Source organism: Billgrantia desiderata (assembly GCF_900108215.1).
Lineage (GTDB): Bacteria > Pseudomonadota > Gammaproteobacteria > Pseudomonadales > Halomonadaceae > Halomonas > Halomonas desiderata.
Genome location: NZ_FNVC01000022.1, coordinates 46533 through 70549, shown reverse-complemented (window position 1 = coordinate 70549; position 24017 = coordinate 46533). Strand labels below are relative to the sequence as shown.

At 58.4% G+C, this 24017-nt stretch carries 21 protein-coding genes; all 21 read left to right on the top strand.

Annotated features, from left to right (window positions below):
- The first annotated feature begins 21 nt into the window (after nucleotides 1-21).
- The 21 genes from C4S71_RS17405 to C4S71_RS17305 all read left to right on the top strand — a co-directional run bounded on the left by C4S71_RS17405 (nucleotide 22) and on the right by C4S71_RS17305 (nucleotide 24016).
- On the top strand, nucleotides 22-891 hold the full coding sequence (locus C4S71_RS17405; RefSeq protein ID WP_103970040.1) for a ParA family protein: 870 nt from the start codon (nucleotides 22-24) through the stop codon (nucleotides 889-891).
- Nucleotides 878-2287 carry a replicative DNA helicase gene (dnaB, locus tag C4S71_RS17400; protein ID WP_103970039.1) on the top strand — a complete coding sequence of 470 codons (1410 nt, stop codon included), beginning with the start codon at nucleotides 878-880 and terminating at the stop codon, nucleotides 2285-2287. The genes C4S71_RS17405 and dnaB overlap by 14 nt, the downstream gene beginning before the upstream one ends.
- Nucleotides 2284-4038 (top strand): DNA cytosine methyltransferase, encoded by a 1755-nt coding sequence (locus C4S71_RS17395; protein WP_235014609.1) that lies wholly within the window; start codon nucleotides 2284-2286, stop codon nucleotides 4036-4038. Before dnaB ends, C4S71_RS17395 begins: the two co-directional genes overlap by 4 nt.
- On the top strand, nucleotides 4035-4415 hold the full coding sequence (locus C4S71_RS22365; protein WP_146064625.1) for a hypothetical protein: 381 nt from the start codon (nucleotides 4035-4037) through the stop codon (nucleotides 4413-4415). Before C4S71_RS17395 ends, C4S71_RS22365 begins: the two co-directional genes overlap by 4 nt.
- Nucleotides 4412-5296, top strand: coding sequence for a DNA adenine methylase (locus C4S71_RS17390; protein WP_103970038.1), 885 nt, complete (start codon nucleotides 4412-4414; stop codon nucleotides 5294-5296). The genes C4S71_RS22365 and C4S71_RS17390 overlap by 4 nt, the downstream gene beginning before the upstream one ends.
- Entirely contained in the window at nucleotides 5293-5625 is a 333-nt protein-coding gene (locus C4S71_RS17385) for a hypothetical protein (protein ID WP_103970037.1), read from the top strand. Before C4S71_RS17390 ends, C4S71_RS17385 begins: the two co-directional genes overlap by 4 nt.
- A gap of 200 nt (nucleotides 5626-5825) precedes the next feature.
- Nucleotides 5826-6248, top strand: coding sequence for a hypothetical protein (locus C4S71_RS17375; protein WP_103970035.1), 423 nt, complete (start codon nucleotides 5826-5828; stop codon nucleotides 6246-6248).
- Nucleotides 6248-8182 carry a ParB family protein gene (locus C4S71_RS17370; RefSeq protein WP_103970034.1) on the top strand — a complete coding sequence of 645 codons (1935 nt, stop codon included), beginning with the start codon at nucleotides 6248-6250 and terminating at the stop codon, nucleotides 8180-8182. Before C4S71_RS17375 ends, C4S71_RS17370 begins: the two co-directional genes overlap by 1 nt.
- Before the next feature lie 35 nt (nucleotides 8183-8217).
- Nucleotides 8218-8796: a DUF2857 domain-containing protein gene (locus C4S71_RS17365; protein ID WP_103970033.1), complete on the top strand. Its 579-nt coding sequence runs from the start codon at nucleotides 8218-8220 to the stop codon at nucleotides 8794-8796.
- A gap of 38 nt (nucleotides 8797-8834) precedes the next feature.
- Nucleotides 8835-10187, top strand: a complete 1353-nt coding sequence (locus C4S71_RS22360) for an STY4528 family pathogenicity island replication protein (protein ID WP_146064624.1) — start codon at nucleotides 8835-8837, stop codon at nucleotides 10185-10187.
- Between the two features lie 15 nt (nucleotides 10188-10202).
- Nucleotides 10203-10796 carry a hypothetical protein gene (locus tag C4S71_RS17355; RefSeq protein ID WP_103970031.1) on the top strand — a complete coding sequence of 198 codons (594 nt, stop codon included), beginning with the start codon at nucleotides 10203-10205 and terminating at the stop codon, nucleotides 10794-10796.
- A gap of 152 nt (nucleotides 10797-10948) precedes the next feature.
- Entirely contained in the window at nucleotides 10949-11722 is a 774-nt protein-coding gene (locus C4S71_RS17350) for a PFL_4669 family integrating conjugative element protein (RefSeq protein WP_103970030.1), read from the top strand.
- 541 nt (nucleotides 11723-12263) lie between these two features.
- Nucleotides 12264-12392 (top strand): hypothetical protein, encoded by a 129-nt coding sequence (locus C4S71_RS23045; RefSeq protein ID WP_422666856.1) that lies wholly within the window; start codon nucleotides 12264-12266, stop codon nucleotides 12390-12392.
- 132 nt (nucleotides 12393-12524) lie between these two features.
- Nucleotides 12525-13070 (top strand): single stranded DNA-binding domain-containing protein, encoded by a 546-nt coding sequence (locus C4S71_RS17340; RefSeq protein ID WP_103970028.1) that lies wholly within the window; start codon nucleotides 12525-12527, stop codon nucleotides 13068-13070.
- Between the two features lie 351 nt (nucleotides 13071-13421).
- Nucleotides 13422-15401: a DNA topoisomerase III gene (locus tag C4S71_RS17335; protein ID WP_103970027.1), complete on the top strand. Its 1980-nt coding sequence runs from the start codon at nucleotides 13422-13424 to the stop codon at nucleotides 15399-15401.
- A gap of 955 nt (nucleotides 15402-16356) precedes the next feature.
- Complete coding sequence (pilL2, locus tag C4S71_RS17330; protein ID WP_160113408.1) at nucleotides 16357-17505, top strand: PFGI-1 class ICE element type IV pilus protein PilL2; 1149 nt, start codon at nucleotides 16357-16359, stop codon at nucleotides 17503-17505.
- Entirely contained in the window at nucleotides 17502-19202 is a 1701-nt protein-coding gene (gene pilN / locus C4S71_RS17325; RefSeq protein WP_103970025.1) for a PilN family type IVB pilus formation outer membrane protein, read from the top strand. The genes pilL2 and pilN overlap by 4 nt, the downstream gene beginning before the upstream one ends.
- 8 nt (nucleotides 19203-19210) lie before the next feature.
- On the top strand, nucleotides 19211-20527 hold the full coding sequence (gene pilO2, locus C4S71_RS17320) for a type 4b pilus protein PilO2 (RefSeq protein WP_103970024.1): 1317 nt from the start codon (nucleotides 19211-19213) through the stop codon (nucleotides 20525-20527).
- On the top strand, nucleotides 20517-21257 hold the full coding sequence (locus C4S71_RS17315) for a hypothetical protein (protein ID WP_103970023.1): 741 nt from the start codon (nucleotides 20517-20519) through the stop codon (nucleotides 21255-21257). Before pilO2 ends, C4S71_RS17315 begins: the two co-directional genes overlap by 11 nt.
- A 12-nt stretch (nucleotides 21258-21269) precedes the next feature.
- Nucleotides 21270-22907 carry a GspE/PulE family protein gene (locus C4S71_RS17310; protein WP_103970022.1) on the top strand — a complete coding sequence of 546 codons (1638 nt, stop codon included), beginning with the start codon at nucleotides 21270-21272 and terminating at the stop codon, nucleotides 22905-22907.
- Entirely contained in the window at nucleotides 22904-24016 is a 1113-nt protein-coding gene (locus C4S71_RS17305; RefSeq protein ID WP_103970021.1) for a type II secretion system F family protein, read from the top strand. The genes C4S71_RS17310 and C4S71_RS17305 overlap by 4 nt, the downstream gene beginning before the upstream one ends.
- Nucleotide 24017 lies beyond the last annotated feature (1 nt).

Genomic DNA, 24017 nt, shown 5'->3' with positions numbered 1-24017 from the left:
ACCAACGCAGGGGCAACGACAATGCGTGTAATCAGCATCATTTGCAGCAAGGGTGGGGTGGGTAAGACCACCACTACTGCTAACTTAGGCGGTCTACTTGCTGATGCTGGGCTCCATGTCCTTCTTGTCGACTTGGATGTCCAACCCTCCCTATCCAGCTACTACCTTCTCTCCGAGACAGCCTCTGGTGGCATCTATGAGCTGATCGCCCAGAGCGACACTCGCCCAGAGCGCATCATCTCGCGCACAGTCATCGACGGGCTGGACATCGTCCTATCCAACGACCACCAGGGACAACTACAGCAGCTACTCCTGAATGCGCCCGACGGGCGATTCAGACTCGCTCACCTGCTCAGCGATCCTATGTTCGATTGCTACGACGTGATCCTGATCGATACCCAGGGCGCACGATCGGTCATGCTCGAGTCAGCCATCCTCGCTGCTGATCAGTGCCTCTCGCCAATACCGCCCGACATGCTCAGTGCCCGTGAGTTTGCCCGTGGGACAGCGGGTCTGCTCGACGATCTTGAAACGCTTACTCGCTACACGACGCTGACCGTGCCGCGTCTATCACTGATGTTCAATCGAGTCGACGAGACTCGCGATGGGCGCGACATCGTCCAGCAGATGCGTGAACTCTACAGCGATGATGAGCGTATATGGGTGATGGATAGTCAGCTCAGAATGTTGGCTGCATTCAAACAAGCATCCTCCGCAGGAGAGCCCATACACCGTTTCGAGCCGGTCAAACCGTACGCGCGGAAAACGCCTGCGGGGGCAGATCTCATGAAAGCGGTTGCCAAGGAGCTCAATCCGCAGTGGGCGCCGGTCATCGATGCCATGCAGTGCCCAGGCACTGAGCAAGGAGATGACCGCCATGTTAGCCATTGAGCATGCTCAAGATGTCGGTGTGCCATTCCTTGGCAACCTCCCACCACACAGTATCGAAGCAGAATGCTCTGTCCTCGGCGCCCTTATGCTCGACAACGACGCATGGGATGAAGTTGCGGACAGAGTAGCAGCAGACAATTTCTACCACCCGGCACATCGTCGCATCTTCGCTGCTATTCAGGATCTTGTTGCCACTGGCAAGCCCATGGATGTCGTGACTGTCTCTGAGCATCTCGGAGATGAGGCGTTAGGGGAGATAGGCGGTATCGCCTATCTTGCCGAGCTAGTACGCAATACCCCCTCAGCGGCAAACATCGTGGCTTACGCAGACGTAGTGCGGGATCGAGCACAACTCAGGGGAATAGCTCAGCTTTGCAACGATGCCTCTCGTCGAGTTTATGATCGAGAGGCGCGCCAGGGTCGGTCCGCGGTCGAACTCATCAATGAGATCGAGCAAGGCCTGTTCGTGCTGGGTGACGACCGCAGCCATGAGCTCAGCTCAATCGGCGAGATATTGAGTCGAACGATCGACATCATCGACCATGCATTCAATAGCGATGACTCTGTCACCGGCGTTCCCACAGGATTCGACGATCTAGATGAGCTGACCGCTGGTTGGCAGCCGTCCGATCTCATCATTATTGCGGGACGGCCCTCTATGGGTAAAACCGCAATGGGCCTACGGTTTGTCGAGTCTGCATTGTTCTCGAATGCTACCGCGGCAGCAGGACCAGTACTGGTATTCAGCTTGGAGATGCCCGAAGAACAGCTAATGCTGCGACTTCTGGCTAGTCGTGGGCGTATCTCTCTTCAAAAACTGCGTACCGGCAAGCTAGAAGATGATGACTGGCCTCGCCTGACCGCTGCCGTCACGCTCATCAAGGAGCAGCTCGATGGCAAGCTGTTCATTGACGATCAGGCGGGGATATCGGCTTCTCAGCTGAAGGCACGAGCTCGACGCTTGGCGCGCCGGCATGGCCGTCCATCAATGATTCTTATCGATTATCTACAACTGCTACACGAATCCGGGGGTGAGAACCGCAATCTCGAGGTTTCATCGATCTCCCGAATCCTGAAGGAAGTCGCTAAAGAGCTGCGTTGCCCTGTCATCGCGCTATCGCAGCTCAACCGGGGGGTGGAGAGCCGCCCCAACAAGCGCCCCGGTATGGCTGACCTACGCGACTCGGGGGCAATCGAGCAGGACGCTGATGTGATTGGCTTCGTGTATCGAGACGAGGTCTATCACCCCGACAACCCCGAGTCGAAGGGAATTGCCGAGCTGATTATCGGCAAGCAGAGAAATGGCCCGATTGGTACCGTCCACATGGCCTTCCTGGAAGAGCAAGCCACATTCGGTTCGTTGGAGTGGCGACACAGTGGGGAGGCGTGGGCATGAACATGAAAGCCAAGATAAGTTCGCTTGTTGAGTACCGTGAAATAAGGCACTTCCAACTGTTCTGCGGGCTGGGTGGCGGCGGGCGAGGCTTCAACCGTGGGAACGCGCGTATCGGCAACATGGTGGCCCGCTATCGCTGTGTTGGTGGGATCGACATCGATGCCGGCGCGATTGCTGACTTCCAGCGCCTGACCGGTGCCCCGGGCACGGTCATGGACCTGTTTTCACGCGAGCAGTACGTCGCCTTCCACGGCCAAGAGCCACCACCGGACTGGCGTGAGGCAACCCCTGCCGATCTGCGGCGCGCGGCTGGTGGCGAGCGGCCACACATCGGGTTCACTAGCAGTCCATGCAAAGGCCTGTCGGGGCTGCTGAACGAGACGCTCAGCAAGACCGCTAAATATCAGGCATTGAACGAGTTGACGCTTCGTGGGATCTGGCTGCTATGCGAGGCTTGGGCCGACGATCCGCTCGAGTTCATCCTGTTCGAGAACGTGCCGCGTATCGCTAGCCGCGGCCGCCATCTGCTTGACCAGATCTGTGCCCTGCTGGAGAGCTACGGCTATGCCGTGGCAGAAACCACACATGATTGCGGTGAGCTGGGAGGTCTGGCGCAGTCTCGCAAGCGCTTCCTGCTGGTAGCTCGTCATCAGGCGAAGGTCCCGCCTTTTCTCTACGAGCCTCAGAAGCGACCACTTCGCGCCGTGGGCGACGTCCTCGAAAAGCTTCCATTGCCGGGCGACATCGAGCTAGGCGGTCCGATGCATCGGGTCCCATCTCTACAGTGGCGCACCTGGGTTCGTCTGGCCATGGTTGAGGCGGGCAAGGATTGGCGCTCACTTGAACGGCTGCGCGTCGAAGATGGGATGCTGGCTGACTACGGCATCGTGCCTGGACGCGGCTGGCACAGCGGCATAATGGGTGTGAATCGCTGGAATGAAACCTGCGGTACCGTCACCAGTAGCGCCAGGCCCACTAATGGCGCATTTTCCATAGCCGACCCACGAATTGATGGTCACCCACGCTCCGTTCAGCACGGCGTTCGTCGCTGGGATCAGCCGGCCCCAGTGGTAACCGGCAAGATGTTCGTTGGTGGTGGTCCACACTCGGTTGCAGATCCCCGCCTGCAATGGCACCACGCAGCCAGTCGCAATAAGTACCGTGTCGTCCGCTGGGACCAGCGCTCAGGCACCGTAATAAGTGCCCGTGGTCCGGCAGATGGAGCTGGCTGTATTGCTGATCCGCGTGTGGGCTTCGGTGGGCAGAGGCAGCACTACCAAACCGGCGGACACTACGGTGTCGTGGCCTGGGATGCCGCCACCGGCGCTGTCAGCGGCGCTGCACGGCATGATAGCGGACGCTTCTCAGTCGCAGACCCTAGAGCCACAGCTGCTCATGCCATTGCTGATGCACTGCCAGCCCAGACAGATAGAGGTGTCTACATCATCGTGTCAGAGGATGGCACTTGGCACCGTCCGTTCACCACGCTCGAGCTCGCGTCGTTGCAAAGTCTCGTCGATCCAGAGGAGTACCTCGAGCTGGAAGGCCTGAGCGACAGCGCTTGGCGCGAGCGCATTGGCAACGCAGTACCACCCGATGCCGCTAAGGCGATCGCCGACGTCATGGGTACCACTTTGCTGCTGGCGTGGGCTGGCGAGACGTTCGCTTTGGGCAGTACCCCGATATGGGTTCGCCAAGTCGCTGTGGGACTGACGGTAGCTGCCTCGAATGCGGAGGAGGGCCGAGCATGAGTACAGATAACCATGCGTATGTCGAGTTTGCAGTGTCGTGGCAACTACAGCAGCGCATCAATGAGGCAATGCGTGAGCGAGGGCCGAGAACGATAAACGAAGAAATCCACCGTCTACTTTGTAAGCACTTCGGATTAGATGTCGCAGACACACCAATACCGCTGGAGTGGCAAGTGGGCATGATTTCCCGCCCAACATGGGAGGCATGCAGTGGTGGGTGGGTTTTTACCATTACACGCAATCCCAAGCCGAGTGGCGATCGTGATTGGTTCGTATTAACTATCGTCGAAAAGGAAACCGGCACGCAGCTCTCCCAAACCCCTCACGCCACCCTTCCTGTTGCTCAGGCATATGCGGATGAATGGGAGGGGCCATGACAACCTCATCGATACCTCATCCATCATTCAAGCGAGGCGTGCCACCGGTGATGCGTTATCACGGCGGCAAGCACAAGCTGGCGGATTGGATTACCAGTCATTTCCCGCCTCATGATGTTTATCTTGAGCCGTTCGGTGGTGCAGCCGGCGTGCTGTTCAACAAAACTCCGTCAAGAATCGAGATTTACAACGATTTGGATTCGGAGATCGTCAATGTATTCCGAGTTCTGCGTAACCCTCGCCGCGCGCTTCGGCTGCGTGAGATGTGCGAGCTGACACCTTATGCCAGGGATGAATACGCCCTGGCACAAGAGCCATGTGAAGATCCTGTCGAGCAGGCACGGCGCACGATCTTTAGGGCTTGGGCTTCGTTCGGCTCCGCCGGCGCGACACGCGGAACGTCAGGAATGCGCATGTCGAGTGGTAGCGGCACCAATCATTACAGCGTTGCCGTGGCCTGGCGGCGCATCCCTGAAGCCATGGTGCGATTTACGGATCGGCTACGCGACGTGCTGATCGAAAATCGTCCTGCCATTGAGGTGATGCTGTCTCACGATGGACGGCAAACGCTGCACTACATAGATCCACCCTATGTACCAGAGACACGTAGTCTCGACTCGAGCCGCTATTACCGGCACGAAATGACGCTTGTAGAGCATGAGCAACTACTCAAGGTTTGCCTCCAGCTTGAGGGATACGTGGTTCTGAGTGGTTATGACAATGCGCTCTACCGGGACATGCTCAGCGGCTGGATGAGAGTCAGTCGTTCCTCGGCGGTATCAGGGAATGGGGGTTCGCTGACACGCATGGAACATCTTTGGCTAAATCCGCGTGCGGCCGAGCACGAGCGTCAACAGGATATGTTTGGGGGCGCCTCATGAACGCAAACCAAGCAGCGCGCCCCAAGGGGGGCGCGGTAGCGCGGCAGGCAGCCATGCTCTGCCAGGATCCCTGGTTCGCCCTGTATCTCGACCGGCGCCGCCGCTACAAGTATGGGCTCTCAGAGCGTGAACTCCCCGATGGTACCCACAATACCCAGGACGCGCGGGACTGGCTCGTCGCCGCGTGCGGCATTACGAGCCGTGCCGAGTTGGATCATTTTCCTATAGCCCGGCAGCGTTTTCTCGGGATTCGACAGCGTTTCATGAACTGGAAGCGCCGCCAGTTGGCGATCCGTTGCCAGTGGCAACAGGAGGCACGCCATGGCTAGTAAACCATTACGTTGCTCTCCTGCGATGAGGGGCGTCATTCACTATGCCCGTGATAACGGCTGGCATGTGGCACGCACTCGCGGTGGACATCTCCAGCTCACAAAGCAGGGGTGCCCCTGCATATTCACCGCATCAACACCCAGTGATTACCGTGCGGCACGTAATGTGCTATCCCGGCTGCGCCGTGAGGATCGCAATCATGGCTAGCATGATGCTCCCCATGCGATATGCGCCGGTGGAACACTCTTCTATCGAAAACGCCCGGGCCAACTTCGAACGATGGCTGGACTGTGTGCCTCAGCGCCGATGCCGGCAGAACGCTCAGTTGCTGACACTGTTGGATGACAGCGGTTTGCTTTTCCATTCGATCACACGTGGCCTGCTGCCCACCCAGCGACGCCGATTGCAGCAGCTCGGCCTGGCAGGACTTTCAGAACGAGAGCGCCTGCTCATCGTCGCAGACAACCTGTGCGTGATCTGCTCCGCCATCAGTGCCCTATGTGAGCAGTCGGATGTTGATGAGTGCGGTGAGCACCTACTGGATCGCGTCAATGCCGCCCTGATACGCACTCGCAACCATATACGCCAGCTGCTCCAGCAGCTGTCACCGGAGGATCACTAATGAGCAAGAAAGCACTGTCTCGGGATCAACTGAAAGAGCGGCTGACTGCCGCTGCTCCACAGCATCGCCAAGCACAGGTCCGCGAGCTCGGGCCACCGCTGCGTGAGCAAGGGATGGAGCTGACGCTGGACCAGCTCAGGTCTTACGAGCACAACCCGCGTACCGAGCGAAATCCCAAGTACGACGAGATCAAAGAGAGTATTCGAGAGGTCGGGCTGCAACAGCCACCGGTGGTGTCTCAACGCCCCGGCGATGACAAGTGGGTCATCCTATCGGGCGGTAACACGCGGTTGAGCATCCTGCAGGAGCTCTACGAAGAAACCGGTGATGCCCGATATTTCACACATTGGTGCATCTATAAACCCTGGCCTGGGGAGGCCGAGGCTCTCGCAGGGCATCTCAGCGAGAACGAGACCCGAGGCGATTTGTCGTGGATCGAGAAGGCCCTGGGTGTAGTGCAACTTCGGAGATTTATCGAGGAGACCGAAGGGGCTCTTAGCCAAGCTGCATTTGCGGAACGTGCTCGTGAGCTAGGTTTCGCGATCGGCCCCGGACACATCAGCCGGATGACGTATACCGTAGAGCATATTTGGCCGGCACTGCCCCAGACCCTGCGTGCAGGAATGGGGCGACCGCAGGTCGAGCGGCTAATTACGTTCCGCGAAGTGACGTTGCAAATATGGCAGAGAGCCGAGCTCGATGCCGCCGAGTTTGGCGTGCTCTGGAATGATGCTGTCTCCCAATTCGATCAAGATGGACAGACTCAACTGCCGTGGGATGTCCTTGAAGACCGGGTATTCGGAGCACTCTCCGATGAGTCCGGCATCCATTTCTCGGTGATCGAGCACACCTTCAACACGATTATCGACTACCGGCGGCGGCGCTGGTCAATCGACGACCCTGAGCATCAACAAGATGTGTGGAGCGTCCTCGACGCCGAGCTCGGTCGCCTACGTGGCGATCCCGAGGCGCCGCAAATCCTTTTTGGCGAGCCGCACCAGGCACCTGGCTCGCAACCTGAGCGCACTACAGAGCCTGCGTCTGAGACTCTTGTGATATCGGACGAGAAGCCTGATGAAGAAGAGGAGGATCTCCTAGAGCCGCCGAAGGCTCTATCGGCATCCGTTGCCACTGGCAACGCGTCGAAAACGACGTCCCCAACCGGCACACCCTCATCTAGGAATGCGGCGGCGGATGATGACTCCTCACTCAAGGAGGAGTTGTCGCGCTTGCGTGAGCAGTTGCGTGAACGTGAGGCCACTATCCGGCACTTGGAGACAGCAACAGTGTCTCCCGACGCTCCGGCAACAGAGCAGGCGGGGGGAGCTGAGGATGATGCCGAACGCCTGGCTGAGCTGACAGTGGGCGGCGTAGTGACTGAGAGCGACGCACAGCGCGCACTGCGCGAACAGCTCGCCAGGGATGCCGGCGAGGAAGCTGCGAATTTCCAGCGCGATGCGCTTCACGCGGTACCGCTCATGTCCGCGGGGCCGATGCACCCGATTACAGATCTGTGGCGCATTGAGCCCCAGTATCGCACTCCGCGCGAGCTGCGCATGCAGATCGGGCAGTTCGCGCAGGCTCTCGCCCGCTGGGCGGAATTCGCCATGCCTACTGAGGACCTAGACGATCGCGCCCTGCAATTGAGTGACGAGGGTATTGGCTTCACCCTCCTGCCCCTCGGCGAGAAGCACGAGGCTAGTTATCGGGCTCAGCTCATTTGGCAATTCCTCGCAGGGCTCAGCGGCGAAACGCACCCTGGCTATCCCAGTGAGCCGACGCTACTCGGTGAGTTGTTCGGCACATGCGATCCGTTGCCACTGGCAACGGATCACGATACCGGCGACGTAGCCATGCCAGATGAAATTCTTGTGAGAGCGTTCCGACTCGTTCGCCTGATCCGCGTGCTGCGCACGCATCCGGATTACCAATAGAGCAATAACCAATACACACGCAGAGGAATATCTCGATGTCCACATCAATCTCCCAGGCGGTCATCTGGACCGCCATCCAGCACCTGCGCGACGGCAATGTTCGTCGCGCCAAAGCACTGGGATTTACCGACGACGAGTTGCGCGAACTGCGGCGCATGTCAGCGACGGAGCTCGATGAACTCGCCCACGATGCACACGCGGTATGTCGGATCGCGCTCGATCACACGATGCTCCTCGCAAAAATTCGCCGCATCACGGCGGATAAAAACCGTGAGGCGCAGATCGAGCGAGCACTGCGGCTAGACGCCAGCACCGAGATGATGACCAGGTGGTTTGGCATGTCTGGCAATGATTGTGCGACGCGACGCATCCTGCTCGGACTCGTCGCCAAGCAGGGGCGTCGCCCAGAGCCCACCGAGTCGGAAGAGCATGATGCGTGGCAGCGCTGGCAGGGGATCACACCGCAGCCGGACGATCTGGAGCGATCGCTCGCTGACATTAGTGGCATGATGACGCTGGCAGATGAAACCGGGCTGTCACTGTCGGTGCTGTATGGGCTGATCAAGCGTTGGCATCAGCCGGCGGCGGAAGGGGCGCGGCAATGGGCCGTCTAGACGACTACCAAATACTGGTAGGGAGAGCTGCCTCCAAAATGACACGCCGCCGAGGAATGCAGTCCTCGGCGGCGCAAAAGGCTGAGCCCTGTGATGGAGACTCAAACAGCACTTCTAACGATAGCAGCAGTGGGCTGCTATTTCTAGGCAATCCGCATCAATCAGTGCCGGTTGCGTTGTTGCGGGATCCTCGTTTGGGTGCTGTCGATAAAATCGGCTGGCAGATGATGCGATTGTGCACAACCGATGACCAGTGCACGGCGTTTCCCTCATATGACGATCTGCAGCCAATGCTATCCAGTGGCATAGGCAAAATTGCGTCGCGTGGCACCGTCGCCAGAGTAGTCGCCGTGTTGCGCCTCACTCGTTGGCTATCGCTCTGCCACCGCGCGCGGAACACGCTCAACGGACGAGTCGTGGGCAACGTGTACGTGTTGCACGACGAGCCACTATCTCCGGTCGAGGGCGCAATGCTGGATCGCGAGTACATAGACCTGGTCGCTAAATGTCGCGAGCACAAGGACCGGGTTGTGCGCGAGGTTGCTGGCTCAGTCTATCAGGAGATGACCGACGCTGGTGTCTGGATCAGACCGAAACCCTTGGATCGCCTTAACCAGCGTGCCAAGCGCTTCCAGGAGATGCATGGCCAGCAGGGACAGCCATCCGTTGCCACTGGCAACGAAAATACGCGAACTGAGGCAGGGGTTGGCGATACCTCTCAGTTCGCGTCGCGAACTAAGTCTAGAAACAATAACTTAGACCTCAGTTCGCGTCGCGAACTCAGTGAAGAGCAATCGCGAACCAACCTGAGTTCTCATAGCGAACTAAGTCTAAAATCAAACACTTATCGCTTAGTTCGCGTTGCGAACTCAGACCCTACAGTAGTACGTAGTAGTAATAAACATACGTACTGTACTACCCCACCTAGCGATGAGCGCGAACTGTTCTGGCCGGGGAACCTCGAGTTCGGCCCTGGTGAACGAGACGATATCGCTATGAAACTCGGCCCGCTGCCCATCGACATGCGGCAGGCTGTGCTGGACGAAACAGCTGGGCAGGTTGCTGCTGGCAAGGCTCAGAATGCTCCAGGGCTGCTCCACGGACTTGTGAAACGGGCTTTGACAGGGCAGTTCCGGCCTACGCGGTATGCTCAGAGCATTGCGGACAGGCGGGGTGAGCGTTATGTGGCGGAGCCGCCACCATCTGCGCCGGCAGGCGCGGGTGCTTCGGTGAACACCGGGGCGGTGGTGCGTAGCGGCCATGAGGGCAGGACATCCGCATCCGTTGCCAGTGGCAACGCCGAAGGACAGGGCAAGTGCCGCTTGGAGTCGCTGTCAGCGGAAGGGGCTGAGGCGCGGCGTCAGATGCTCACGATGTTGGGACTGAACTGATTGGGGAAAAGCACGATGGCCGTGATCGAGTACCTGGAAGGGGCCCACCCAGCCGGCTTTATCGGCATACGGGTCGCTACGACCCTTGGGTCGAGCAGTGAGTATCGGCAGGCCTACTTCTCCTACAGCGATTACTCGCCAAGGAGAGCTAAGGAGCTAGCGGACGCACTCAACGAACAATGGCGCGAGCAGGCATTTTCTCAGAGGCAAGAGGACTGGCTCAATCGGCCCAATGCTCGAGCCGGTCAGGGCTGGCTCGCGACGGGGCTCCGAGCAGACTTGTTACGCGAGTACAAGATCCGACGCGGGGAGCGGCGAATGTACTATGCGCCGGCATTTATCGCTGATAAGTGGCCCCGGCGCGGTGAGGGTAGCCACCGATGCTTTCGGGTTAACGTCTCTACAGGCAGATCTCTTGAGCAAGCTTTCCGGACGGCGGTCAGCCACTATGCCTCAGTGCGTCAGCTGGGCATCCAGGCGCAGGCGGCTCTGTTGTCGCGGCAGCCGGCTCCACAACTCTTTGTGAAGTTGGCGATCATGCTAGGCATGAAGGGTTACACGATCGACATAAATGCCATACGACAGAAAGTTGGTGTGCCGGAACTGTGAGCCCACCAACCAATTATTCGTTGCCACTGGCAACGTGTATGTCGTCTGTCACCGGAAAACCTATATCACGAGGATCACCTTTCCACTAGCGCCGCCTTGCCTATCTTGGTTGCCTTGTACCTCACTAAACACATGCCCAGAGAGATAGAGGAATGGCGACAGACTTAGATTCGATGGGGAAGCTGCGCGGCAAAATCGAGCTGACCCTGCATTCGTACCACGCTACCCGACTGTGGTACGGGAGGGGAGTGTCTACTGGCAAGCCCCAGATCATCGGCTGTCGGCAGTTCCTCCTCCTGGCCGGCAGGATCCAGCAGTCCGCAGCGCGCGACGATCCGTATGCGGATTATTGGATGTTGCGCATTGATGAGCGAGCGGATAAGGCGAAAGAGGCATTGGACGAGCGGCAAGCCGATGTCAAACACCTGCTTCACGCGATCCCGCCAGAGCTGAGCATCGCGGAGAATATCAATCAGCAACCCTTGGTCACGCCGGTTTACACCGGAGGCCCTCAGGGCTGGCAAGCCGTGATGCTGCTGATTGGGTTCGACCGGCTTGTACGCGATGTGTTGATGCTGCAGCACATTGCGATGATGTCTCGTGATACAGGGGCTGCGGCGATCGAGTCAGTACGAAAGCGGCTCCTTGGCCTGTTTAGCGAGCCCAAACGCTATCCCGGACACTCCGGTTCGACACGAGATGATCATGCCGCAAACAATGCACGGGCTCGAGATGCAGTGGCGAAATATGGTGAGCTACCGGAGGACGTGCTGCGCGGAGAGCGGCGCTCCCCCTGGGCACCGGTGATTCGCCAGCGGTCGGGCTCCGACGCGCTGGAGCAGCAGAGTGGGCCCGTGACAGCACAGGTTGAAGGCGGATCTGTTGCCACTGGCAACGGAACCGACGATTCCACTGCGGACTCCTAAGAAGAGCCATCCTTGGGCGTTGCCAGTGGCAACGCTCAACCCCATCCCTACCTGGACTACCTTCATGTGCTGTTGCACGTCATCCGAGGAGATATTTGCGATGATACAGTCACCCGATTGCTACCCAAATGAGTCACTCGACCGTGACATGTCGCAGTCACCCACCTCCTACCCTAAAGGGTTTAAACCCTTTAAGGGTAAGGGGGGCGCTGCCAGAGGCAACGAGTCCATGGGTGTATTGCTGAGGGAACTCGAGAGGGTCGAGACAGAGATTGCACAGCTCGGTCGAGAGGCGCGTCGGATCGAAGTTGAGGTAAATGATTTACCTGAAACCCATGCGGCCGGAATCAGAATTCGAATACATCGCCGAAATGCCTCCGGGCTTCCGGTGCTTCGCTGGCGAGAGGCGTATCATGAGGGTATGAGGACGCGGGGCACCTCGCCGCGAACTGGCGATCACGTGTGGCGGGAGGCTCTGGAGCAAGGGCGGCTCTCAGAGCCAGTGCGGCATGATCTCTACCAACATGAGGTGCGGCGGCTTATGCACAACACTCAGGCGTCACTGCTCAATGAGCAGCGACGCTGGATGGCGTCGGCAATCCAGCGACTCAAGCGCGCCCAGGCAGTACTTGAGCGCCGGTGGCAGGATGCCGATGCGCTGGAGCAGTGACCTTAATCCGTTGCCACTGGCAACGGTGAGAAGTGAGAGAAGAAACATATTCCAGCACGGTTAGGGTTTTCCGCTGACCCAGGTGCTCCGCTGGGTGATCGTGGCGCAAACCCACTGCAGCAGGGAATCTCTATGGCTACTCACGTTCAGCACATCGGTAATATCGCCAGTGACCCCCAAGTTCGGATTTTTCCGCCGTCGAGTGGCAACAACCAAGAGCCTCGCGGCATCATGCGGCTGAATTGCCGCTTCGAAAATCCGTATCGGGACCGCGAAAGTGGAGAGTGGCGGGATCGGGGCGGATTCTGGATGAACGTCGAAGTGCGTGGTAGCCAGTCGCAACTGGAGCAATATGCCAAGCTGTACCAGGTCGGGATGAGGATCGTTGCTGTTGGCCAGCAAGTGATGAATGAATGGAAAGACCGGGAAACCGGCACAGATCGCAGCGCGATCATCATCGACGCATCGTTCCCACCTGGCATCCTGCCTCATCGTGTGGATCAGGTGATTATGCAGCCGCGGCAGGAGAGCCAGCGGGAAACATCTGCTCCATCCAACAATCAACAAGCTGCCGCAACCCAGGAAGGCGCCACCGTACCTCAGCAAGGTGCGCAGAGGCAGTATGGCGCTCCCGACTCAGGCAGCTTCGACGATTTCGACGACGAGGTTCCCTACTGACCAAAGAGCGGCACACCCCGGTAAGGACCTCCTTCTTGCAGTCTCCTTGCTCCTTGGCGAATATGCACCGCCACTTTCCCGCCTTCATTAGAAGGCGGTTTTTTTATCTGGGGCAGCAGGCGTGCGATCCGTTGCCAGTGGCAACGGATCGCGAAAAGGAAAGGGAGAGGGAAAGGGAGCTACTGCATGGCCAGCTTTCGCCGATCTGATGCGATGGGCGCGCGGCCGGAGGCCGCGCTCATCCAAGCTTTTTCGGTGTTAAGCGTACTCACTGACTTCACGTTTGTCGTTGTGGAAGGTGGGCACTGTCGTGATTCTGCATGGTTCAACCAATCAGCAGGGTAGACCGCGATGCAGCTGTATCTGTGTGAGAAGCCGTCACAAGGGCGAGATGTCGCTAAGGGGCTAGGAGCCACGGAGAAGGGGGAGGGGTGTCTCAAGGGACATGGAGTGGTTGTAACTTGGGCCTTTGGCCATCTTCTGGAGCAAGCTCCGCCGGAGGCTTACGACCCCGCTTACAAGCGCTGGGCTTTGGAGACACTTCCCATCATCCCGGGGGAGTGGAAGAGCGAAGTTAAGAAGGAAACGAAGAAACAGTTTACTGTCATCCGCAAGCTGCTTTCCCAGGCCAGTGAAGTGGTAGTGGCGACCGATGCCGATCGTGAGGGTGAGTCGATCGCGCGCGAGATCCTCGAGCAGTGTGGCTACCGTGGCAGTGTAAAGCGGCTGTGGTTGAGTGCCCTTGATGATGAGTCAGTGCGCAAGGCCCTTGGGAACCTGCTCCCCGGAGAACAGACCTACCCGCTCTACCTCTCGGCGATGTGCCGCAGCAGGGCCGACTGGCTCGTGGGTATGAACCTGACACGAGCGTATACCGTACTCGCCCGGGAACAAGGTTACGACGGGGTGCTATCAGTCGGTCGGGTCCAGACGCCTACATTACGCCTGGTCGTCGACCGGGATCGTGACATCGAGCGTTTCGTGCCGAAGCCATTCTGGGAAGTCTTAGGGCAGTTTTCGGCCTCGACCGGTAGCTTTGCCGCGAAGTGGAAACCAGCCGATGAAAAGCTGCTCGACGAGGAGGGACGTTGCATCAATCAGCAGGCGGCCCAGGCTGTGGCAGTTAAGGTCGCTGGGGGTACGGGGTCCATCACCCAGCTTGAGACGAGGCGTAAGAAGGAAGCACCGCCGCTGGCATTCGACCTATCAACGTTGCAGCAAGAAGCCTCGCGCCGTTGGGGTTACGGTGCCCAAGACGTACTCAACGCCGCACAAGCACTCTATGAGAAGCACAAGGCGACGAGTTATCCACGGACGGACTGCGGCTATTTGCCGGAGTCGCAGCTATCAGAAGCGAAGCAGGTCGTTGCCGCTGTTATGCAATCGGATTCGACATTGCAGCCGCTGCAGGGTCACCTCGACATGTCGCGCAAAAGCCGCGTCTGGAACGATGCCAAGATCACTGCACACCATGGCATCATCCCGACGCTGCAGCCGTGCAAGATCGACTCAATGAGCGAGATGGAGCGCAATCTCTATGATGCGATCCGTCGCCGTTACCTCGCCCAGTTCCTCCCCGACCATGAATACGATCACACTACGGTGACCGTGAACGTTGGGAATGAACAGTTCGGTACGACAGGGCGCAAAATCGTAGTACCGGGCTGGAAGGCGCTCGTTGCCAGTGGCAACGACCAGGACAAGAAGGACGAACAAACACTCCCACCACTGACCCTGGGGGAGTCATGCCATGTCGTGGGTGTCGAGGTGCAAAACAAGCAGACGGCGGCGCCCAAGTCTTTCACCGAAGGAACGCTAATCGCAGCGATGACCAACGCGTCCCGGTTTGTCACCGATCTGCAACTCAAGCAGCTATTGCGCGAGCATGAGGGGATCGGCACAGAGGCAACCCGGGCCGGAGTCATCGAGACGCTGCTGAAGCGTGGCTACTTGGAGCGCAAGAAGCGCGCTATCGTTTCGACCGCGACCGCGAGGACATTGATCGACGCGTTGCCGCCGATGATCACTGATGTCGGGACGACCGCACTCTGGGAGCAGTCACTCGGTGATGTCCAGAGCGGCAAGCTCTCCCTGGATACATTCATGAATCGCCAGGAAGCGGCGATTCGAAAGCTGGTTCAACTCGCCGGCAATGCCACCATGCGTTTGCCGGTACAGCCGTCCAAGACATGCCCGGAGTGCGGCAGCAATATGCGCAAGCGTAACAGCGAGCGTGGTGCCTTTTGGGGATGCATTAGGTATCCCGACTGCAAGGGGATCATCAATGTCGGAGGCAAATCAAGGGCGCGTAGCAAGAGGGCAGCGTCATGATGTTACTTGAGGTCTCTGCCGGGCGTGCTTGGGGGATCGCAGAATCCCGTGGATCCTGAAGCGTCTATTCAACACGGAGGACCTTACTGGCTTGTATGGGGGGGCGATTATCAGCCAGTCGTTTATCACCGCTGTCTGACGTTGGTTGACGGTAAATTGGATCGCACCGATAATGCCAAGGGAGTCCCGTTGGCAGCGTTCGGTCAAATGCTGCATCCCTTGATCCGTGTTCTGTGAGCGTCCACGGATCATGCTGAAGCGCTTCAAAACTCGCGAAAGTAGAGCGCGCCGCCTTGCCCCTGCTGGCAAAGTCTACACTCACACCACGACTGGCGGTCCGAGTTTCCTTTTTCCGCGCCGGACGGACACTCCGGCATACTGCTCCTACCGCCCGGCTCTCCACTGCCTCCGCTCCGCGGGGATAGCGGAGAGCCGGGTGTCATTTTCTCCTCAGCAGAGCCGGCTGCTCGAACACCGGACCCTTTTGTTGTTGTTGCCACTGGCAACACAGCTGATCCGTGATTAAAGGTACGGACTACCAGGTATCCACCCATTTGGCCTGGCTGCGAGGCTCATGCACGGCTACGAGGGACGTGCTCGCGCACGCAGAAGTGGACAACTGCTCTCAGCTACTCAACCGGCGGGTAGCATTAACTGCAATCTCTTGTTCTCTCCACATCATGAGGCCTGGCTCCGCACCTGCGGAGCCACCCTCATCGATGCAAACCCCCAGCCCTGAACTTAACGTTTCTTGCAGCATGCGGCGGCGGATACCGTCATCGTGGCTCCAATTCGACATCCGTGTATTGGGGCTGACACCTTGAGCCAACATCTTCCACTTACCTCTGCCGTGGCCATGGCGTGCATGCTCGCGGGCTGCGTGCCTCTGCAGCACCATGCCGCCGGCGCGAATCCTGGCGAGGACCATCCGCTCGCGCTCGATCGGAGCCAGCGAATGCCCAGTGTCTATGATCGTGAGCTCGAGCCTGTCGAAGTGCTCCGCACCGGACGCTATCAGTTGCGTACTGCATCAGCGTCATTAGGCCAACGACGTCTGCTAGAGCAGACCGTCGACGTTCAGATTCCACCAAGTGTCTCAGCCACCGTCGGTGATGCATTGGACTATGTGCTCGAGCATACCGGCTATGAGCGTTGCGAGCCGCGCGTCACCGCGCAGCGATGGCTGTATTCCAGACCGCTGCCGGGAGCGCACTACCAGATCGGGCCGATGCCATTGCGTGAGGCGCTGCAAACGGTAGCGGGAGAGTCCTGGGAGCTGGACGCAGATCACATCACTCGCACGGTCTGTTTTGAACCCCTGGAAGAGATCCGCTTTGCCCGCGAGCCGACGTCCGATCGTCGTTTCTCGACACTCTCGAGCCAGGCCCATGGTGGTGCTGATTGGGGTAGCGTGGAAGGGGGCACTACGGCAGTTCAGTCCATGCCGTTGTTGGCATCCAGTTCTCCCGTTTCCTCGACTCCACTTGACTCCCTGGCGGCGGGGGACGGCACTCACACCACTATCGTCACATCGGCGGTGGGTGACAACAGTGAGGAGCGTAACGCAGGGAGTGATGGGCCAGCACGTACCGCGCTGGAAGCGATCGAGCGAGCACGAGTGCGCGCCGCCGCGACGTCTGCAGGCGAGTCCGCCGCGGGAGCTTTCCCTGGCGCTGACGCCGACTCATCAAGTGCGAGTGCTGTAATCGTTTCCGAATACGTTGCTACTGACAACGGCAGCGGCGTTAGCACCTCCGGTGCCGACGCCGATGATGACATCCGAACCATCGACATTACGGGGACGGCTCCAGCATCTCGGACCGAACCGGCATCCGCTCCGATCCAGTATTGGGATATCCCTGCAGGCCAGAGTCTGGAAGAAGGTCTTTCAGCATGGGCCGAACGCGAGGGCTGGCAGCTCGTCTGGAAGAGCCGAGTCAACTATCGCATCGCGTCCCGCGTGTCTTTCACCGGGTCGATCGAGGATGCCGTAGAAGAGCTCATTCTCCTCTACAGCCACGCGGAACGCCCGCTCTATGCCGACATCAGCCCGAGGCAGCAGCTCGTCGTCATTGCATCCGATCCGGAGGACCTCGGCGAATGAACTTCCACACTCTAATGCGCGCACTCGCCGGGTGCGGGATGGTACTGGCCATTGGTGGGTGCGCAATCCAGCAAGCCAATCAGCGAGATGCCCAGGTCAATAACAACTACCGGGAAGCCCGGGAACAGCTCGCTCAGCTGCAAGCGGATGCAGCGGAACGCCGGCCGTTCGTGCGTGTGCGCGACCGGCAATGGGTCGATACCACTCCGATCATAAGCTCAAGGCAGCGTTTGCCTGAAGCACTGAATTGCCGTGTCAGCTATGCACCGTACTCACCGTCTGGGGTCTATGAGCTGACGCAGATTGTACAAGAATCCTGTGGAGTATCCGTACGGCTCACCTCTGATGCCGTCGAGTATCTTTGGGGTGAGCATGATCGCGGTAATAGCAGCGCGTCGACATCAAGTGATGGCTTCTACCAAGGGTATCCGAGTGGTGGAGGCGACTATGGTCCGGTCTCTGGGTCAGCTGCGGATGCGGTGTTGATGCAGGCGTTGGGGATCGGTGGCGAGCGTCCGCTCGGCAGCCGTAGTCTCAATGACCTGGTCTGGAGCGATGAGCCGCTGGATCGGTTGCTATCGGGGCTTTCAGCACACCTCGGCTTATCTTGGAAGTTCGAGGAAGAAGCTGGCGAAGTCGTGCTGTTCCACGTCACCTCACGATCGTTCCAGATCCACGCGATCGAGTCATCGACATCGATCAGCTCGACGATCAGCTCCGGCACTGCACTCGGTTCCACAGGCGCGGAAGGGGCCTCAGGGGATAACGTCACGACCGGCAGTGCTCAGTCAGGCATAACCACAAGCGTAGAACTCGATCACTCTCTCTATGACGGTATCGCGGGTACCGTCGAGTCGATGCTCAGCGCATACGGGCGCTTCCACTATTCTCGGGCCACTGGGCGCCTCACGGTCACGGATACCCCCGACGTCATCGCGGAAGTTGCACGCTATGTCGAGGGTGAGAATGAAGCGCTGGGCAAACCCGTCATGCTCGACATTACACTGCTGTCGGTGACTATGGACAGCAGTGACAGCTTCGGCATCGATTGGGATCTCCTCTACAGCACCGCCCAGGGACAAATCGGTTGGGACGGGACGATCAGTGAGCTCGGGGCCGGTGGGCAGGGATCTGTTCGTATTTTGGATTCTGGTAGCCGCTGGAATGACAGTCGTGTGCTGATTGATGCGCTCAGCACTCAGGGCAACGTCTCGCTCGTTAGCAATCATCCGATCAGCACGACAAACTTGCAGCCAACGCCTGTGTCAGTTTCCGAGCAAATTGGCTATCTCGTACGGACTAGCGTGACCGCAATGGAAGGCGGTCAGACCACTACCGAGATGGTTCCTGGAACGGTAAATGTTGGGCTGTCTCTTACAGCATTCCCACAGATCATTTCCGAGCGAGACATGCTTCTCCAGTTCGCGATGAACCTCTCGCAGATGCGTGACCTCCGTGTCGCCGAGAGCGGTGATTCTCGTATGGAGATTCCAGAACTCATAGTGAGGGACTTCTCCCAGCGCGTGCGACTGCGCTCCGGGCAGACCCTGGTACTGTCCGGGTTCGAGCAGGAGTCCAACCGCTCGAACCGGCGCGGCGTCGGCACTGCCAGGAATTTCCTCATGGGCGGTGGAGTCCAGTCCCAGACGTCACGTGAGGTACTCGTGATCCTCATCACTCCCCATTTCCAGGCGTGAGGTGAGTCATGGGTGATGGACGCTCATCGGTCACGATTTTGACAATCAATGGCCATCAGTTCGTCGTCGGACTGCTCTGGAAAACCCTTGCCCGAGTCACAGCCTATGAGCGAGAGGCAAAGGAGTTTGGCAAGTCCGAAGGGATGGATATCGTTGTGCTTAGGCGCACCGAGGAAACGGCCTATGCAGGTTTCGTGCAGGCCGGTCTCGGTGCCCAGAAAGGGCAGCTGTCTCTTGCCATGGCCCTTCATGGAGAGCTTGGTAATGATTGGTTCGGGGCGTTCGAAACCGAGCCGGGCAGCGGGGAGTACTTCATATCTGGCGTCAGCAAACACACGGTGCTGCCCAAGGGCGACCACATCGTAGACGCTGATGCAGCGAGGCAATTCATCGGTGACCTGCTCTCTCGATTCAACAAGGCGGTCAATGAGGGACGCTATCGTGTCTTTGCCCCACCTGGTTTGGGTATTCCCATCAAGGTCGAATATCAGTCCCTCACTGAGATCCTCGATCGAAAGCGATTTCCTAGGGAGTACCGTCTACGCCCGCTGACATGGGGCATGACGCGGCGTGAGTGGAGTTATCTGGGACTCTGTAGTGCGATTGTGATCGCTGGCATGAGTTGGTACTCGAAGCATCAGCGCGATGTCGCCGAAGCCGAGCGTCAGGCAGAACTCCGTCGGCAGCAGCTGCTCGCCGAACTAGAAGAAGAAACAGGGCGCAATGCCGCGATTGAGGCGTTGGAGTATCCGTGGGTCCATCAGCCTGATCCTCAAGTGATGTATCACCGATGTATCGAGCATCTGCTCGCCGCGCCGATGGAGCTGGGCGGCTGGCAGCTGACGCGAGGAGCATGCAGCCGCGATGCCGGCGAGACCGTGCTCACGTACCAGCGCGCTGAATGGGCCACTGCCCGGGATTTCCTAAGCGCCGCCGAGGCGGGGCCTTTCGATTTTTACGAAATCGACGACTCGGGGGATCTTGCTCTGACCGGGTTCGAGCTGCAGTGGTCACGCTACGGCGATGAGCCGTTGCTTGAGCAGCTCGATGCCGTGTCAGCGTTGCACTCTCACTACCAGCGTAGAGGGCGCGAAATGCGCATCCTCGGCTGGTCATCGTCCGGGTATGACGCCGAATTGATCGCAGCAGGTGCAATGGACTGGAGAGCATTCCAGTTCGAGGTGCGAGGCGAGCTCATTGAGTTCGTGGAGCTCGGCGACTTCTATCAAGCCGGGTTGCGGCTCGAGGAGCTGCTGATCGACCTCCCAAACGGTGGACTCGGCGAGGCTAACTGGATTCTGACTGGAGAGCAGTATGTCCGTTAAGCGATCTTCCATCTGGCTTCCCATCTGCGCCGGGGTCCTGGGCGTCATCGTCATGGTGACAGCGACAGCCGGGTATACCTTCGATCCTCTACCAGGTGTTGCCACTGGCAACGAACCCGCGCATCTCGAGCCCATCGGGGTAACTGACCCTCTCGATGATGTGATGGAGGAGATGGCCCAGGAGCTCGACGCCAGTATAGAAGCCCTTGAGGCTGAAGCCCCCGTGCTTGACACCAGCCTCCTCGTTGGTTCGCAGGGAGCCGGAGCGACGCTGGGCGAGAATACGCGTCTACGCCAGGAAATCTACCGGATGGAGCGGTTGGTGGAACTCTATGAGCGACGCCATCAACTGCGTCAGCTAATGCGTGCGGGCGCTGCAGACGGTGAGATTCCTTCAGTAACCGGCGCTCAGTCGAGAAGCGATTGGGAAAGAGAGCTCGATGAGCCGGGGCTCAGTGGGTTCGGCGATTTTCTGTCCCCAGCACAAGCGGCGCCACCGATGGCTGCGGAGGAGTTGCCCCTAGTCTCCCGGGTCTATAGCAACAGTCAGGGACTGCTTGCGGCGCAGCTCATCTACCGCACGGGCGATGTCATTCCGGGCGCTGTCGTGGGCACACGTCTGCCCAGCGGTGAGTGGGTTCGTCGGGTCAGCATGACCGGTGTCGTTGTTTCCGATGAGGAGGGAGAGGAGATCCCGCTCCGTTTCGTTCCCCGCCATCTCGCGCGCTAGAAGGATCCCGTGATGACTGACGTGAATGAATATGTAGATGTCACTCATGTGTGCGATCGACTCCAGCGTGGCGAAATGCGTCTGTTGAGTGAACAACAGGATATGAGGCCGCACCCGACTCTCGAACATTCGCTCGCGCTGGTTGTAATGGAGCAACCAGATCGTGTGCAGCACATCCTCTATGCAGCTGATAATGTCTGGGAGGCTCCTCTACTCCACGACTACGAAGCAAGTATTCAGCGCCGAGGGATTGAAGCTAGGCTGATCGCGGTCGAGCTCGAGGACATCGCTCGGCTGAGGGCTGCAGGACAATCGAATGCTGGCGTGCGCGCCTATGCCGGTGACAACCTCGAACAGGCGCAGGAGAAAATCATCGAGCTCGTCGCCGCCGCCAAGCGGATGAAGGCCAGCGATGTGCATTTTGTCACGGAAGGCGATGCGGATGGAGACATCTGCTACATCCGAATCCGTGTGGACGGTGAGCTCCGTCCATACCGGCAGCTCCCTGCACGTCAGGGCAATGTCCTGATGCGAGCCTTGTTTGGCTCGATGAGTCAGGTTACAGGAGCCACGGAAGGCTACCATCCTGATAAGCCTCAAGATGCCCGCTTGCTGCCCGAGTACACCACACACCTAGGGCTATTTGGTGCTCGCGTCACCACCCGACCCCGCGCGCCTGGACAGATGATGGTTCTGCGCCTGCTTCACGAGACACTGGATGTCCAAGGTGGACTAGAAGGCCTTGGCTACCTGCCAGAGCAGGTAGAACTAATGCGAACTTTCACGAGAATCTCTCATGGCATCGTGTTGCTGACCGGCCCAACAGGGTCGGGAAAATCCAACACAATGAAAGAAGCCCTGCAGGAGATGCTCGAGCAGTTTCAGTTCAATCTGCACTTGCTTACTGTCGAGGATCCGCCGGAGTACCGAATTCGAGGAGCCAACCAGACTCCACTGACCCTGGGCGGCAATTGGGAAGTCGACATTCGCAGTGCCATGCGCTGTGACCCCGACGTGATCATGGCCGGCGAAATGCGTGACCGCGCTTCCGCCGATGCGGCATTCAAATTTGCGGAAACGGGCCACGGATTCTGGTCTACCTTGCACACCAATGATGCGACATCAGCGATCGAGCGTCTCCGGCACATGGGGGTCCCCGATGTGCTACTGCTCGATCCTGGACTAATGCGGGGAATTGTTGCTCAAAATCTCGTCCAGAAACTGTGTCCGCATTGCTCGCTGACTTACAAGGAAGCCCGGGAGGAAAAAGCGAGCGGTGCGGTGATCAACATCAGCCTGAACCTCGAGAAGCGTCTCCAACGGCTGACTGATCTCAACGCTATACGGTTTCGCAGGCCGGGAGGTTGCCCTGAGTGCGAGTGGCATGGAATTTCGGGCCGGCTGCCAGTCGCCGAAATCCTCGTACCGAATCACCGCCTGTTCGATGTATTCCGTAAGGAAGGTAAGCTCGCGGCGCGGCGATGTTGGCTTGAAGAGATGGGTGCGCGCTCCAAGGTCGATCACCTGATTTTCTTGATCAATCAAGGGTTGGTGGATCCTGCTCACGGCGAGCAGGCCGTGGCGCCTCTCGACGATGATGAGCGGAGCCTGGGGATCGACATTGAGATGCGTAGAGGCCAAGTGGCATGAACGTTTCGTTTTCCTTCGGGCAGATGATCAGCCGCTTGCTATTTTCTCCCCGCAGGCGTTTGTTCACATACAAATGCCTGGGTAGGTTAATGGCGAACTCGGCAAAACCCTATGATGCGGTTGTCAAAACTCTCTCCGTTTTGATGGATGGTCGACGCGAGACGCTTCTCAATTTTGGTCGACTTGGAAAACTTTATCGCCCAGAAATTCTATTTCTTAAGGAAGCGAAACAAACGCTGGCTTCAGGAGAGAAAGAAAAGTTTGATGAAGTGCTTTCGGATTGGTTGCCAGCCCAGGAAGCAATGATGCTGCAAACTGGTGTAAAGACGGGGCGACTAGACATCGCATGTGAGGAAGCTAGCAATATCATGCTAAGGTCTCGAAAAATTAGAACAACGATTTTTAGTGGATTAATCGGTCCATTTCTAATGATCCAGGTCTCCATTGGGGTGATGATCATTATGGGTGGCATGATGAGCAGTGCGATAGCCCCATTGATGGGAGATGCCCGTGCAGGTGGTGCAACGGGCCTAATGTTTAGCTTGGGAGGATGGCTGCGCGATTGGCTACTTTGGCTGGAACTCGCGATTTTTGGTGCTATCGCGGGGATCTTCTGGATGCTACCACGCTGGACGGGCCGCCTGAGAGACAGGTTCGATCTCTACCCGCCGTTTTCGCTTTACCGCATCCTCTATGGTGGTACCTTCATCATCTCGCTGACGTCCATGCAGCGCACGGGATATCTGCCGTATAGAGCACTCCAGGAAATGTCGCGTAGTGCGAGTCCATGGCTCAAGCAACGGCTGGAAGATGCGCGCAAGGGCCTGGCTCGTGGGGATGCCCTTGGCGTATCTCTTGATAATGCGGGACATAACTTTCCTGATCCCTTTGCGATTTCATACATCAAGGTTCTTGATGAACAGGAGGGGTTCGAAGATTCACTGGAAGAATTCGGACGGCAATGGATAGAGGACAGTATCGAAACAGTGAAAGCTGTCGCAAAAATAATGAATATCGTCGGGCTGTTAGTGGTGGCCGCCATGATTTTCTTGTTAGCTCGCGGCATCATGGGGATCAGCCAAGAACTGATGCAAATTTATCAATTCTAGA